This is a genomic window from Pseudomonas putida, assembly GCF_050990305.1.
Classification (GTDB): Bacteria; Pseudomonadota; Gammaproteobacteria; order Pseudomonadales; family Pseudomonadaceae; genus Aquipseudomonas; species Aquipseudomonas putida_AH.
On record NZ_CP158817.1, the window covers coordinates 3,306,838 to 3,321,177 of the forward strand.

A 14,340-nucleotide genomic window follows, 5' to 3' on the forward strand; every position below is an offset into this window, starting at 1 on the left:
CATGCTCGCTCCTACCGGGGGGATTGGGGTTTGTCAGGGATTGACCTGATAGCCCTTGCCCTGCAGGCAACTGGTGTACGCCGTCGAGGTATTGGCGGCATTGGTTTTATTTTGCGCCCGCCGCTCCTGGCGCTGACGCGATCCACCGACCACGACACCGGCCGCGGCAGTTTCCTTGGCGCGGTTCTGCCGATAGTCCTGCTGCCTGTCGCTGTCGACACGATCATAAACTTCATCGTGTTGATTGCCGCGCACTTGGGCGGCCGTAGCTCCGGCGGCAGCGCCCACCATGGCGCCCTTGACTCGACCTCCGGAAGGCGTGGTGGACGTCGAAGCCGTCTGACTGGCGGCGATGCTGTTGCATTCGTTGATGTCCGACTGGGTCTGTTGCGAACTCTGGCCTTTGAGCGGTACAACGGATTGGGCCCAACCCTGGGCACTGAAAATCGACAAGACGACGCACAAGCTGATGGGTGACAACCTATTCATGATGACCTCCGACTTATGCCGGATCGGCTGATCTGGATAAATCAGTGTAGATCACCCGCCACGTCTCTTACGCCGACCACCAAATTTACAGGTAACAATCACTTGTAGGCGCTGAGCTTGCTCGCGATAGCGGTGAGACAGTCACAGCAGCATTGGCTGTTCGGACGTCATCGCGAGCAAGCTCAGCTCCTACAGGGGGGCGGTGGTGATCAGGCCTTGGTGGTCAGTGGGTAGAGCGACTCATCAAACTGCGACAGTTTCGGAAACGCCAGTGGCTGATCATCGCTGAGGTGTTGCAGGCGCAAGGCGTAGTCCTTGAGGAATTGCTGACGTGCCTCATCGCTGATGTAAGGCACATGCCAGGCCACGAACGGTTCAAGCACGTCGAAGCCGACATACGCCAGCGTGCCGCGCAGGATCGGCCGCAGCATGTCCTGCAACGGACCATGAATCGCATCCTCGCCGAACATATGCTCACGCCCGCCCAGGGTCACGCTCACCAGCGCCTTCTTGCCTGCCAGCCCGCCCTGATCGTAGAAACGCTTGCCGCCATAGCAGATCCCCGACACCAGCACCCGGTCGATCCAGCCCTTGAGCATGGCCGGGGCGGAGAACCAGAAGATCGGGAAGTTGAGGATCAACAGGTCAGCCCACAACAGCTTGTCCAGTTCGCCCTGGATGTCTGCCGCCAGCGACTGGCTTTTCACGCCCAAGCGTTGTTCGAGCGCATACACCAGATACTCGGGGTTTTCCCGGGAGGAGAAGTCGGCGTCGCTGGCCACCGGGTTCCAGTTCATCTTGTACAGGTCGCTGACCTGCACTTCGTGGCCCTGGGCTTCAAGCGTGGCCACAGCCTGGTCACGCAGGGCGGCGGTGAAGGATTTCGGCTCGGGATGAGCGTGGACGATCAATACTTTCATGGTGATTCCTTAGACTTTTTCCAGCGTAGGTTTTTTATTCGTGGCACGGCTGGCCAACAAGCGGTCGAGCCAGTCCGGGTCCATTTGCGGTTCGGAGGAAAACAACAGTCCGGTGTAGTCCTGGTGCGGCGGAGTGAATATTGCACTGCGCGAACCATGATCCACCACTCTGCCCTTTTGCATCACCAGCACTTCGTCGGCAATCGCGCGTACGGTGGCGACATCGTGGGTGATGAACAGGTAAGCGACACCGAGCTGTTGCTGAATGCGATTGAGCAGCTTGAGCACACCTTCGGCCACCAGTTGGTCGAGGGCCGAGGTGACTTCGTCGCAGATGATCAGTTGCGGATCGGCCGCCAGGGCACGGGCGATGCAGACCCGTTGCTTCTGCCCGCCGGACAGTTCGCGGGGCTGGCGCTCCATGTACTTGGCCGGGTCCAGTTCAATCATCTCCAGTAACTCGGCGACCCGCGCGCGCATGGCCTTGCCCTTGAGCCCCAGATAGAACGTCAGCGGCCGGCCAATGATGTCGACGATGCGCTGGCGCGGATTGAGCGCGGTGTCCGGGATCTGGTAGATCATCTGGATCCGCCGCAGTTGCTCCTTGCTGCGCTGACGGAAGTCCGCCGGCAAAGGCTGGCCGTCGTACAGCACTTCGCCGTAGGTCGGCGGCAACAAACCGGTGATCAGTCGCGCCGTGGAGCTCTTGCCGCTACCGGACTCGCCAATTACCGCCAGGGTCTGGCCCTTGTACAGTTTCAAGGAAACGTCGTGCAGCACCGGCTGATGACCGTAGCTGGCGCAGCTGTTGCGCAGTTCCAGCAGCGGCTTTTCTTCGTGCGGGCAGGCCTTGGGTTCAGTACGGAAACTGCGCACCGCCCACAGCGACTTGGTGTAGTCCTCCTGCGGGTCGCCGAGCATCTTGCGAGTTTCGGCCTCCTCCACCAGCTTGCCGTGGCGCAGCACCATGATGCGGTCGGCCATTTGCGCCACCACCGCCAGGTCGTGGCTGATGTAGATCGCGGCGCTGCCGTAGGTCTTCACTGCATCGCGAATCGCCGCCAGCACTTCGATCTGGGTGGTCACATCCAGCGCGGTGGTCGGTTCGTCGAAGATGATCAGGTCCGGGTGACAGGCCATGGCCATGGCGGTCATGACCCGCTGCAGCTGCCCGCCGGACACCTGGTGCGGATAACGCTGGCCGATCTTCTCGGGGTTGGGCAAACGCAACACGCGGTACAACTCCACCGCCTCGGCCATCGCTTGCTCGCGGCTCATACCGCCGTTCTTCACCGCGGTTTCCACGTGCTGGTCAATCAGTCGATGGGCCGGGTTGAACGAGGCCGCCGCGCTCTGTGCCACGTAGGCAATGCGCAGGCCGCGCAACTGGCGCAGGGCTTCGGGCTTGGCCTTGAGCAGGTCGTTGCCGTCGAAATTCACCGAACCACCGGTGATCCGGCAACCGTCACGGGTGTAACCCATGGCCGACAGACCGAGGGTCGACTTGCCCGCCCCGGACTCACCGATCAGCCCCAGCACCTCGCCCCGCTGCAGGGTCAGGTCGATGCCTTTGATCAGCGGATGCCAGGCGTCTTCGTAGTGCCCTTCGATATGCAAGTCGCGGATTTCCAGCAAAGGTTTGGTTGTCGTCATATTCAGCACTCCTTGAGGCCGCTGGATTTGTGCAGCATCCAGTCGACGACGAAATTGACGCTCACAGTGATCAGGGCCACGGCCAATGCAGGCAGCAACGGGCTGATGTCGCCAAAGGTGATCAGCACGGCGTTGTCGCGCACCATGCTGCCCCAGTCGGCTGTCGGCGGTTGAATGCCAAGGCCCAGGAACGACAGCGCACTGATGAACAGGAACACGAAGCAAAAACGCAGGCCGAATTCGGCAATCAATGGCGCGGCGGCGTTGGGCAGCACTTCGCGGGTGACCAGCCACCACAGGCCTTCACCGCGCAGGCGCGCCGCTTCGACGAAATCCTGCACCACCACGTTCATTGCCACCGCCCGCGAGAGGCGAAACACACGGGTGGCGTCCAGCAACGCAATCACCAGCACCAGCGACGTGGCGTTGGTGCCAACCACGCTGAGAATCAGCAAGGCGAAGATCAATTGCGGAATCGCCGTCAGGATGTCCACCACCCGTGACAGGCCCTGATCGATCGCGCCGCCCTTGATGGCCGCGATCAGCCCGCTCAAACCGCCGAGCAGGAACGCCAGCACCGTGGTCAGGAAGGCAATCCCCAGGGTGTTGCGCGCGCCGTAGACCAGGCGGCTGAACATGTCGCGCCCCAAGTTATCGGTGCCCAGCAGGAACTGCCCGCCCCACGGCGCGAAGCCCTCGCCCACCACCTGGGTTTCGCCGAACGGCGCGAGTACCGGCGCGAACACGGCGACGAGGATGTACAGCACGATCACCAGCAGTCCGAATTGGGCGCTCAGTGGCGCCCGCACTATTTGTTTTAAAAGGCTCATGGCTTACCCCTTCGGATGCATCAGGCGCGGGTTGCTGGCAATCGACAGCACGTCGGCACTGGTGTTGAGCAGGATGTAGGTCGCGGCGAAGATCAGGCTGCAGGCCTGCACCACCGGAATGTCGCGCTTGGCCACCGAATCCACCAGCAACTGGCCGAGGCCCGGATAGACGAACACCACTTCAACGACGACTACACCCACTACCAAGTAGGCCAGGTTCAGTGCCACGACATTGACGATCGGTGCCAAGGCATTGGGCAATGCATGGTGGAAGATGATCCGCGATTGGCTGATGCCCTTGAGCCGGGCCATTTCGATGTAGGGGCTGGCCAGCAGGTTGATCAGGGAGGCGCGGGTCATGCGCATCATCTGCGCGATCACCACCAGACTCAGGGTCGCCACCGGCAGCACCGAGCGTTCCAGCACCTCACCAAGGGAGGCGTCCGGCGACAGGTTGGAAATGCTCGGGAACCAGTTGAGCTTCACCGCGAACACCAGGATCAGGATGTAGGCGACGAAGAACTCGGGGAACGACACAGCGCTCAGGGCCGAGGTGTTGAGCAGGCGGTCGAACCAGCTGTTGCGATACAGAGCTGCGAGCATCCCCAACAACAGGGCCAGCGGCACCGAGATCAGCGCCGCCAGCAATGCCAGACTGAAGGTGTTGCCCAACCGCCTGCCGACCAGTTCGGCGATGGGCCGCTGGTTGGCCAGCGACATGCCCAGGTCACCGTGCAGCAATTGCCAGATCCAGTGCCCAAAACGGGTCAGCGGCGGCAGGTCCAGCCCCAGTTGCGCCCGGTACGCCGCCACGGTTTCCGGGGTGGCGGCCTGGCCGAGCATGGCCTGGGCGATATCGCCCGGCAGCATGCCGACCGCGAGAAAAATGATCACTGACACCGCGAACAGCGATAACAGCCCCAATGCCAAACGCTGAAGTAGCAGCTTGAAAATACTGTTCACTGCGTAATTCCTTAAATAGGCTCACTTGCAAACACCACAAATCTCTAACCGTAGGAGCCGGCTTGCTGGCGATAGCAGGTTTGGGCCTTGCGCCGACAATGTGGGCGCTATCGCCAGCAAGCCGGCTCCTACAGGGGTGATCTTGCGCTTATGCCTGCCACCAGCGCTCGATGACGCGCAGGCCATCGAGTTCACCGTACGGCGCGGTCTGCCCGCCATGAACCACGCGGTTGGAGCGCGCGGCCACGGAGCTGGCAAACAACGGCACAATCGCCCCGCCTTCGTCCCGGCACAGCGCCTGCATTTCGTTGTACATCTCGCGGCGCAGCGGCTCGTTCATTTCGCCGCGGGCGGCGTTGAGCAACTGGTTGAAGCGCGGGTTGTCCCAGTGGGTTTCGTTCCAGGCCGCGCCCTTGGCGTAGCCGATGCTGAACATGCGGTCGGCGGTCAGGCTGCTGTACCAGAACGAAGTGGTGAACGGTTGTTTGTTCCAGACGTTGGAGAAGAAACCGTCCGCCGGTTCGCGCACCACATCGATGTCGATCCCGGCCGCGCGGGCCTGCTCCTTGAACAGTACCGATGCGTCGACAGCGCCGGTGTAGGCCGCATCGGAGGCTTGCAGGCGCACCTTGAGCGAATCCAGGCCGGCCTTTTTCAGGTGGAATCGCGACTTGTCCGGATCGTAGGTGCGCTGCTCCAGTGCGGTGTTGATGAAGCGGCTGCCAGGCTGGATCGGATGGTCGTTACCCACCAGGCCGTAGCCGTACAGCACCGACGCCAGCAAGGTTTCGCGGTTGATCGCGTACTTCATCGCCAGGCGTACGTCGTTGTTCTGGAAAGCCTGGCTGTCGGTGAGCATCGGGAAGGTGTAGTGCTGCGCGCCCTTGGTCTCTTCGATGACCAGGTTCGGATTGCGCTTGAGCAATGACACGGTTTTCAAGTCGACCTTGTTGATCACATCCACCTGCCCGGTGACCAGCGCATTGACCCGCGCGGCGCCGTCGGCGATGGCGATCAGCTCGGCACTGGCGAAGTGCGCGCGGCCGGGTTTCCAGTAATCGGGGCTGCGTTCCAGGGTCATGCGCACGCCCGGCTCGAAGTCCTTGAGGCGATAGCCGCCGGTACCAACACCGGCCTGCCAGTCCGGCACCCCGTCCTTGCTCGGCATGATCACCAGGTGGTAATCGGCAACCACGTAGGAGAAGTCGGCATTGCCCGAGTGCAGTTCGAACACCACGCTGTCGCTGCCGTTGGCGCTGACCTTGGCCACGTCGCCCAACACGGTCTTGGCCGCCGAGGTGGATTTCTCTCCGAGGTGATGCTGGATCGAGGCCACTACATCGTTGGCGTCCAGGGTCTTGCCGTTGTGGAAGGTCACGCCTTGGTGCAGCTTGAAGGTCCAGATGCGCGCGTCCGGGGTCGAGGTCCAGCTTTCGGCCAACTCAGGGATCGCGGTACCGTCGACAGCGATTTCGGTCAGGGTGTTATAGACCGCCGAGAACCCAACAAAGGTGAAGGTGTCGGCCCAGGAGCCAGGGTCCTTGGAGTCGGTGGTGCTGCCACCGGCCAGGCCCAGGCGCAGGACGCCACCAGGCTTTGGCGTGGCTTCTGCAGCAAAGGCGCCAAACGGCAGGCCCATGGAGAACGCCCCGGCCACTGCGGCCGCCGCTGCACTGTACTTCAAGAAGTCGCGGCGCGGAAAGCTGAGTTCGTGGTTCGCTTGAGTAATCTTGTTTTTGTTATCGCTCATTGCATTGCCCCTGATAAAAGCTAATGAAATACCTGATCAAAACCACGCAAAACACCGGGCCTGGGCCCGGTGCGATTTATCTTTGAATGTCCAACGGTCACACCTGAATCGCCTTCACTTCGACGAATTCGCTGAGCCCCTCTTCCCCCCACTCACGTCCATTACCCGATTGTTTGTAGCCACCGAACGGCGCCTGGTAGTTGAAAGCCGCGCCATTGAGGAAGCATTGGCCTGCCCGCAGTTGCCGCCCCAGTTCCAGCGCCCGCTCCTTGCTGCCGGCCCAGACACCGCTGGAGAGGCCGAACGGCGAGTCGTTGGCAATCTGGATCGCCTGCGCCTCGTTTTCATAAGGGATCAGGCACAGCACCGGTCCGAAGATTTCTTCCTGGGCGATACGCATGCTGTTATCGACATCCGCGAACAGTGTCGGGCTGACGTAATAGCCACGCTCGAAGTCCGGCGTCGCGTTACCGCCGCACAGCAGGCGTGCACCCTCTTCCTGACCGATCTTGATGTAATCGAGCACCGTGCGACGTTGCCCGGCGGAACACATCGGGCCGAGGAAGCTCTGCGGATCCAATGGGTCACCCATCTTCAGGCTGAGGGTTTCCTCCAGCGCAATTTCCACGGCTTGGGCGTAACGGCTGGCCGGCAGCAGCATGCGGGTCAAGGCGGTGCAGGTCTGCCCGGAGTTGATCATCACGTCCTGCACGCCGTAGCGCACCGCCGCATCCAGATCAGCATCTTCGGCAATCAGCAACGCCGACTTGCCGCCCAGTTCCAGGCACACGCGCTTGACCGAAGGTGCCGCCGCCTGGGACACCCGCACACCGGCGCCGGTGGAACCGGTGAACGACACCATGTCCACGTCCGGGTGCTTGGCCAGGGCCTCGCCGACTTTCGAGCCCGGGCCGCTGACGAGGTTGAACACGCCGGCAGGCAGGCCGATGTCTTCGATCATTTGCGCCAGCAAAAAGGCGTGCAGCGGCGTGTCCTGGCTCGGCTTGACCACCACCGTGCAACCGGCGGCCAATGCCGGGGCAAGCTTGCCGATCAACTGGTGCAGCGGGTAATTCCACGGGTTGATGAACGCACAGACGCCCACCGCTTCGCGGATGACCAGCGAGTTGCCGACTTCGCGCACTTCGTCCATCAAGCCGGCGAGTTCGACGTATTGCTCCAGACCAACGATCGGCCCGTCCACCTGCACCGAACGCGACCATTGCACCGGCATGCCCAACTCGGTGGTGATGACTGCGGCCATTTCATCAGCGCGGGTTTTGAGTTGTTCGGCCAGTGCGCGAATGTACCCGGCGCGCACGCTGGACGGCGTACGCGACCAGGACGCGAAGGCCTTGCGCGCCGCCGCCACGGCGTTGTCGACATCGCGCTCATCGCCCAGCGGTACGCTGCCGGCGACTTCCTCGGTGGCCGGGTTGATCACCTCGGCGATGCCCTGGCCAGACGGATTTTGCCAGCGACCATCGATAAACAGTGCCTTGTAATCAAGCATCAACCTCAGCCTCCATCAGTTCTTTAGCGCAGCGGGCGATACGTTGGCAGGCATCGCGCAATGGCGCGGCACCTACCACCAGCCCGAGACGAATATGTCCGGCAGCGCTCGGCCCGAAGGCTTCGCCGGCCAGGACCGAGACGCCATGGCGATCCAGCAAACGATCGGCAAACGCTTGGGCGCTGAGCCCGGTTTCGCGGATATCGACCATCACGAACATGCCGCCATCGGGCTTCAGCGCCCGCACACCGGGGCAATCAGCCAGGCTTTCGCAGACCAGATCACGACGTTCGCGATAGGCTTCGCGCATGCTGTCCAGTTCCGGCAGTTCGGCTTCCAGGGCCACCACGGCGGCGTCCTGAATGAAATCCGGCGAGCCGTAAAGCATGCACAACGCAAGGTTTTCCAGGTGCGCAGAGAGCGATGGCGGCGCCACCACCCAGCCGACGCGCCAACCGGTCATGGCGTGGGATTTGGACAGACTGTTGAGGGTCGCAGTGCGCTCAGCCATGCCCGGCAAGCTCGCCGGGCTGACGTGTTCACCTTCAAACAGCAGTTCGCTGTAGACCTCATCGGAAATCAGCCACAGGTCATGTGCGATGCACAGTTCGGCCAGCGCTTGCCAGGTACTGCGCGGCAGACTGGCACCGGACGGGTTGTGCGGGCTGTTCAGGGCCAGGGCGCGGGTACGCGGGGTGATGCGCGCAGCCACGTCTTCAGCCAGAACGCGGAAACCGTTCTCCGAACGCACCGGCACCGGCACCACCACGGCACCGCAAGCGCCGAACACCGCTTCATAGGTGACGTACATCGGTTCGGCGACGATCACTTCATCGCCGGGATTGAGCACGCACTGGGCCACGCTGAACAGCGCGCACTGCGCGCCGGCCAGCACCGTGACTTCATCGGCCGTTACTGGCTGGCCACTGCGCTGGCGGTGGCGTTTGGCGATGGCTTCACGCAAGGCACGCTTGCCGCGCACCTCGGCGTAGTGAGTGTTGCCGGACAACAGGCTGTCGATGGCGCCCTGCACGATGGGTTGCGGGGTGTCGAAATCCGGGTCGCCCACCGAGAGCAGCAGGACATCTTTGCCCTGCTCCATCATGGCCAGTGCGCGGTAGTGAATATCCCAGGCGGCGGCGCCGTCACCGGCAATACGCTGGGTCAGATCGGAAAAGCGCATGGCCTTCCTCCTAATAAATACGATCCCGTAGGAGCGAGCATGCTCGCGAAAAACGTCTGGGCAACCCGGTCATTCAGACAGAGCGCGTTATCGTTGAAGTCCATCGCGAGCATGCTCGCTCCTACAGTGAGATCAGGGATCTCAGTGCGCGCAGGCGTGCTTGAGTTCGATCAGGGTCACACCGTTGCGCTTGAAGCCATGGCGCAGGTCGGTTTGCAGCTCGGCCAGGCTTTGCGGCTGGTTCACCGTGCAACCGAAGGCACGACCGAGGGCCGCGAAGTCCGGGTTGCGCGGCAGCACGCCAATCGGCTCGATGTCCAGGCCCAGCATGTCGTCGCGGATCTGCCCCAAGGCATCGTTGTTCCACAGCAGCACCACCAGCGGGCTGTCCAGCTCTTCGACCGCCGTCGCCAGTTCCTGCGCGGTGTAGAGGAAACCGCCGTCACCCACCAGCACCAGCCCCGGACGCTGCGGCGCGCCGAACTTGGCGCCGATCCCGGCAGGCAAGCCGTAGCCCAAAGTGCCGTAGCCCGTCGGGTGCAACCAGCTGCGGGTGGCCTGGCTGGCGAAGGCGTAGTTGCCGGTGTAGGCCAGTTGGGTCATGTCGGTGCTGATGAAGGCATCGGCGGGCAGTTCGGCGGCGATGCGTTGCAGAATCGCCTGGTGGATCGACTGCAACGGGCCGTGACCGGCCTGAATCGCTTCACGCAGTGCCGCGACTTTGGCAGCGGCTGCTTCGGCGTTGCGTACATCGTTTGGAAGCCGCTCCAGCAAGGCCGCCAGCGTCTGTTGCGCATCGCCCTGCAGCGCCACGGCGCAGGGGTAGAAGTCGTTGAACTTGCGCGAATCAATATCTACCCGCAGCACTTCGCCGGTGAGCGGCAGGCGCTCGCGCCAGTAATCGGTGTCGGCCATCTCGGTGCCGACCACCAGCACCACGTCGGCCTCGGCGATCAGGTTCCAGCCCGGCTCCACGCACAGGGACGAACCGGCATTGAGCGGCGCGTCCGGTGGCAACAGGCCTTTGCCGGCGACGCTGGTGAACAGCGGCGCGGCCAGACGGGTGCTCAGTTCCTGCAACTGGGAGGTTGCATTCAAGGCACCGCCACCGGCGATGATCATTGGCCGTTTGGCGCCCTGCAGTTTGGCCACGGCTTCGTCCAGCAGACTGGCCGCTGGTGTGCCGCGTCCCGGACGGCGCACGACTTCGTTGCTCCAGTCACGGGCCACCGGAGCCGCCAGCACGTCCAGCGGCACCGAGATGTGCACCGGGCGCGGGCGCTCGCTGTCGAACACCGCGTAGGCACGGGCAACCAGTTCCGGCAGGTCTTCAGCGGTCAGGGCCACCGCCGAGAACGCGGTAATCGGCGCGGTCAGGCCCTGCTGATCCTGGCATTCGTGGAGGATGCCCCAGCCCTTACCGAGGCTGGCGGTGTGGTTGACGCTGGAAATCACCAGCATTGGAATCGAATCGGCGTAGGCCTGGCCGATACCGGTGGCGGCATTGGTCACGCCGGGCCCGGTGATGACGAAGCACACGCCGGGTTTACCACTGACACGGGCATAGCCGTCGGCCATGAAACTGGCGCCCTGCTCATGCCGGGTCAGCACGTGGCGGATGCCGCTGCCGGGCAAACCGCGATACAGCTCCAACGTGTGCACGCCGGGAATGCCGAACACAGTGTCGACGCCGTAGTTGGCCAGCAGGCGCACCAGCGCCTGGCCACCGGTCAAGGTTTTGCTTTGCATGTTCAGGTCCTCATTCATGGGCGAGGCGGATCAACGCGTCGACCGCAGTCGTGCCATCGGCGCCGACCAACAATGGGTTCACATCGAGTTCCAGCAATTGCGCGGCGTTTTCGCAGGCGTAATCGGCCACGGCACGAATGGCCGACACCAACGCCTCAAGATTCGCTACCTCGCGACCACGGAAGCCTTGCAACAGCGCGGCGCTGCGCAGGCTCAATAACGCTTGGCGAATCGCGCCGTCGGTGGTCGGCAGCAACAGGCTGCGACTGTCCTTGAGCAGTTCCACCAGAATCCCGCCAGCGCCTATCACCAAAGCCAGGCCGAAATCATTTTCGCGCTTGATGCCGACGATCAGTTCGGCCAATGGCGGCTTGGCCATGGGCTCGAGCAGCAGTTGATCGAATGGCACTTGCGGCGCGTAGGCCTTGATGCTGGCGCGCATGGTTTCCAACGCAGCGCTCAGGGCGTTGTCGTCCTTGAGGTTCAAGGCCACGGCACCGGCTTCGGTCTTGTGCGGCAGTTGTGCGCTGACCGCTTTGAGGACCAGCGGATAACCGAGCTTTTGCGCGTCCTTGAGTGCATTGGCGGGCGAGCTCAAGACACCGTTTGGCGTCGGCAGACCGAACTGGCGCAAGGCCTGTTTGGAGTCCCATTCGTTGAGCAGTTGGCCTTCGCCTTCCAGCGCCTGCGGGCACAGCGGCACCAGTGCCGATTCGCCGAGGGCCAGCAGGGCCTGACGGTTGCGCTGATAACCAGCGATGCGACCCCAGGCGGCCAGGCCGTCTTCGACGCCCTGCAATGCTGCCACGCCTTGGGCATGCAGACGCTCACGGGCGTGCGGCGGCAATAGCTCGGGGAAGGCCGATGTAACGAAGCCAGTCTTGCCATGGCGTTCCAGCGCCTTGCAGTACAGGTCCAGCAACAGGTCGCATTCCTTGCGCTCACCGGTATATTCGGCCGGGTAGTCGAGCACCAGCATCGCCGCGTCCGCTTCGGTACGCAGGGCGCTGTCGAGCATGCGGTTCAAGGCCTCGCCGTCGCCCCAGATCGCCGTGGTGAAGTCCAGCGGGTTGACCAGGTTGGCGTAGCTGGGCAGGACTTGCGCCAATTCGCCGACTTGTCCTGCGTCGAGTTTGGGCAGGCTCAGTTCATTGCGTTCGGAGTAGTCGGCAATCAGCCCGGCGTCGCCACCGGAGCAGGCCAGCGCGATCAGGCTGTCGCCCGCCGGCAGGTTGCCGCAAGCCGCAGCTTTCAGGGTTTCGACGAAGCTCACCGGGCCGCTGACGCGGATCACGCCGAGACGGTCGAACAGTGCGTCGTACAGCGCATCGGAACCGGACAGCGAACTGGTGTGACTCAGGGCCAGTTCGGCACCGATCTGCGACACGCCGGTTTTCAGGGCGATAATCGGGATGCCCTTCTCCAGTGCCTTGTGCGCGGCGCGAGCGAAACCCGGCACGTTCTTCAGGCCTTCCAGATGCAGGCCGATAGCAGTGACCCGAGGTTCGTCGAGCAGCACGTCCATCAGCTCGGCCACGCCCAGCTGCGCCTGATTGCCCACCGAGGCCATGTAGGCCACCGGCAGCGAGCGGTCACTCATGGACAGGTTGTAGGCAAAGTTGCCGCTCTGGGTCAGCACCGCCACGCCCTTCTCCACTGCCTTGCCGCCATGGGCCACCGGCCACAGCGCGCAGCTGTGCAGGTAGTCCAGCAGGCCGTAGCAGTTGGGGCCGAGCAAGGCCATGTTGCCGGCCGCTTCCAGCAGCTGGCGTTGCAGGGCCTGGCCTTCGGCGCCGACCTCAGCGAAACCCGAGGCGTAGCAGATGGCGCCGCCGGTACCGATGGCGGCCAGTTCGGCGACGCAGGTCAGGGTCAGTTCACGGTTGGTGGCGATGAACACCGCGTCCGGCCCGCAAGGCAGGTCGGAAATACTGCGCACGCAAGGCACGCCTTCGAGGCTGTCATTTTGCGGATTGACCAGCCACATTTGCCCTGCAAAACCACCTTCGGCACAGCGCTTTAGGGCGCGCGCCATGCTGCGGCCGCCGACGAACGCCACGTGGCGCGGTGCGAGCATGCGTTTGAGGTTGTCACGAATCGATTGCGACATGGGAATTCTCCGGAGCGATCAGCGCAGCAGCGGCCGCAGCAGTTCGCGGGAAATGATGTGGCGCTGGATTTCCGAGGTGCCTTCCCAGATCCGTTCGATCCGCGCGTTGCGCCAGATGCGTTCCACCGGACCTTCGTCCATCAGGCCCATGCCGCCAAAAATCTGCACCGCCTCATCGGCTGCGCGGCCCAGCACTTCACTGGCGAACAGCTTGGCCATGCCGGCCTCGCCATCGGTCATGGTGCCTTGGTCCATCTTCCAGGCAGTGTGCAGGGTCAGCAGTTCAGCGGCGCGGATTTGCGTGGCCATGTCCGCCAGCTTGAACGACACGCCCTGGTAGGTACCGATTGGCTGGCCGAATTGCTTGCGATCCGCCGCCCATTGCAGCGAAACGTCCAATGCCCGCTGCGCCTGGCCGACGCAGTTGGCGGCGACCATCACTCGGCCTGCGGTTAGCCAGGCGTTGGCCACGTCCCAGCCCTTGCCGACTTCCCCCAGCACTTTGGAGGCCGGCACGCGGCAGTCGTCGAAGAACATTTCGAAGGTGTGGTAGCCACGGTTGCTCACGCACTTCGGGCCACGGCGAATGGTCATGCCAGGGGTATTGCGATCCACCAGGAACGAGGTCACGGCGTTGCGCTTCTTGCCGTTGTGCTCGTAGGTGTCGGTGACGGCGAAGACGATGGCGAAATCGGCGTGGCCGGCGTGGCTGATGAAGTGCTTGCTGCCATTGAGGATGAAGTCATCGCCATCACGTACAGCGCGGGTCTTGATCGCGTTGGCGTCGGAACCGGCGCCCGGCTCGGTGAGGGCGAAGCAGTCGATCTTCTCGCCCTGGATGCACGGCAGCAGGTAGTCATTGATCTGCTCGCCTTTGCAGGCCATGAGGATTTTCGACGGCCGTGCGACGAACACGTGCAGCGCCCAGGAGACTTTAGACAGCTCACGCTCAATCAGCGCCTGGGACAGGTAGTCCAAGCCACCACCGCCGACCTCTTCCGGCATGTTGAAAGCATAGAAACCGGCGGCGATGGCCTTGCCGCGAATCTGCGCTGCCAGTTCCGGGGAGACTTCGTCGGCGCGGTCGACCTGGTCTTCATAGGGCAGCAGTTCCTTTTCGACGAAACTGCGTACCGCGTCCACCAACATTTCTTGTTCTTGGGTCAGTTGGAAATTCATG

The 14,340-nt window shown here is 63.0% G+C and carries 11 protein-coding genes; all 11 read right to left on the bottom strand.

The genetic code is table 11. The features are described 5' to 3' along the window. Positions 1 to 33: 33 nt before the first annotated feature. The 11 genes from ABTV22_RS14910 to ABTV22_RS14960 all read right to left on the bottom strand — a co-directional run bounded on the left by ABTV22_RS14910 (position 34) and on the right by ABTV22_RS14960 (position 14,339). Positions 34 to 489 (bottom strand): hypothetical protein, encoded by a 456-nt coding sequence (locus ABTV22_RS14910; RefSeq protein WP_433735280.1) that lies wholly within the window; start codon positions 487 to 489, stop codon positions 34 to 36. A gap of 209 nt (positions 490 to 698) precedes the next feature. Next, entirely contained in the window at positions 699 to 1,409 is a 711-nt protein-coding gene (locus tag ABTV22_RS14915) for an NAD(P)H-dependent oxidoreductase (protein ID WP_433735281.1), read from the bottom strand. A gap of 9 nt (positions 1,410 to 1,418) precedes the next feature. Beyond that, a complete protein-coding gene (locus ABTV22_RS14920; protein WP_433735282.1) occupies positions 1,419 to 3,062 on the bottom strand; it encodes an ABC transporter ATP-binding protein in 1,644 nt (547 codons plus the stop codon). A gap of 2 nt (positions 3,063 to 3,064) precedes the next feature. Further along, positions 3,065 to 3,892, bottom strand: a complete 828-nt coding sequence (locus ABTV22_RS14925) for an ABC transporter permease (protein ID WP_433735283.1) — start codon at positions 3,890 to 3,892, stop codon at positions 3,065 to 3,067. Positions 3,893 to 3,895: 3 nt separating this feature from the next. Then, a complete protein-coding gene (locus ABTV22_RS14930; RefSeq protein ID WP_433735284.1) occupies positions 3,896 to 4,855 on the bottom strand; it encodes an ABC transporter permease in 960 nt (319 codons plus the stop codon). Between the two features lie 148 nt (positions 4,856 to 5,003). Then, positions 5,004 to 6,605, bottom strand: coding sequence for an ABC transporter substrate-binding protein (locus ABTV22_RS14935; protein WP_433735285.1), 1,602 nt, complete (start codon positions 6,603 to 6,605; stop codon positions 5,004 to 5,006). A 97-nt stretch (positions 6,606 to 6,702) separates the two neighbouring features. Continuing rightward, a complete protein-coding gene (locus tag ABTV22_RS14940; protein ID WP_433735286.1) occupies positions 6,703 to 8,118 on the bottom strand; it encodes an aldehyde dehydrogenase family protein in 1,416 nt (471 codons plus the stop codon). Then, positions 8,111 to 9,301, bottom strand: coding sequence for a pyridoxal phosphate-dependent aminotransferase (locus tag ABTV22_RS14945; RefSeq protein ID WP_433735287.1), 1,191 nt, complete (start codon positions 9,299 to 9,301; stop codon positions 8,111 to 8,113). Before ABTV22_RS14945 ends, ABTV22_RS14940 begins: the two co-directional genes overlap by 8 nt. Before the next feature lie 141 nt (positions 9,302 to 9,442). Then, on the bottom strand, positions 9,443 to 11,050 hold the full coding sequence (locus tag ABTV22_RS14950; protein ID WP_433735288.1) for a 5-guanidino-2-oxopentanoate decarboxylase: 1,608 nt from the start codon (positions 11,048 to 11,050) through the stop codon (positions 9,443 to 9,445). A 10-nt stretch (positions 11,051 to 11,060) separates the two neighbouring features. Next, on the bottom strand, positions 11,061 to 13,160 hold the full coding sequence (locus ABTV22_RS14955; protein ID WP_433735289.1) for an acetate--CoA ligase family protein: 2,100 nt from the start codon (positions 13,158 to 13,160) through the stop codon (positions 11,061 to 11,063). A gap of 18 nt (positions 13,161 to 13,178) precedes the next feature. Further along, positions 13,179 to 14,339: an acyl-CoA dehydrogenase family protein gene (locus tag ABTV22_RS14960; RefSeq protein WP_096511643.1), complete on the bottom strand. Its 1,161-nt coding sequence runs from the start codon at positions 14,337 to 14,339 to the stop codon at positions 13,179 to 13,181. Between the last annotated feature and the right edge of the window lies 1 nt (position 14,340).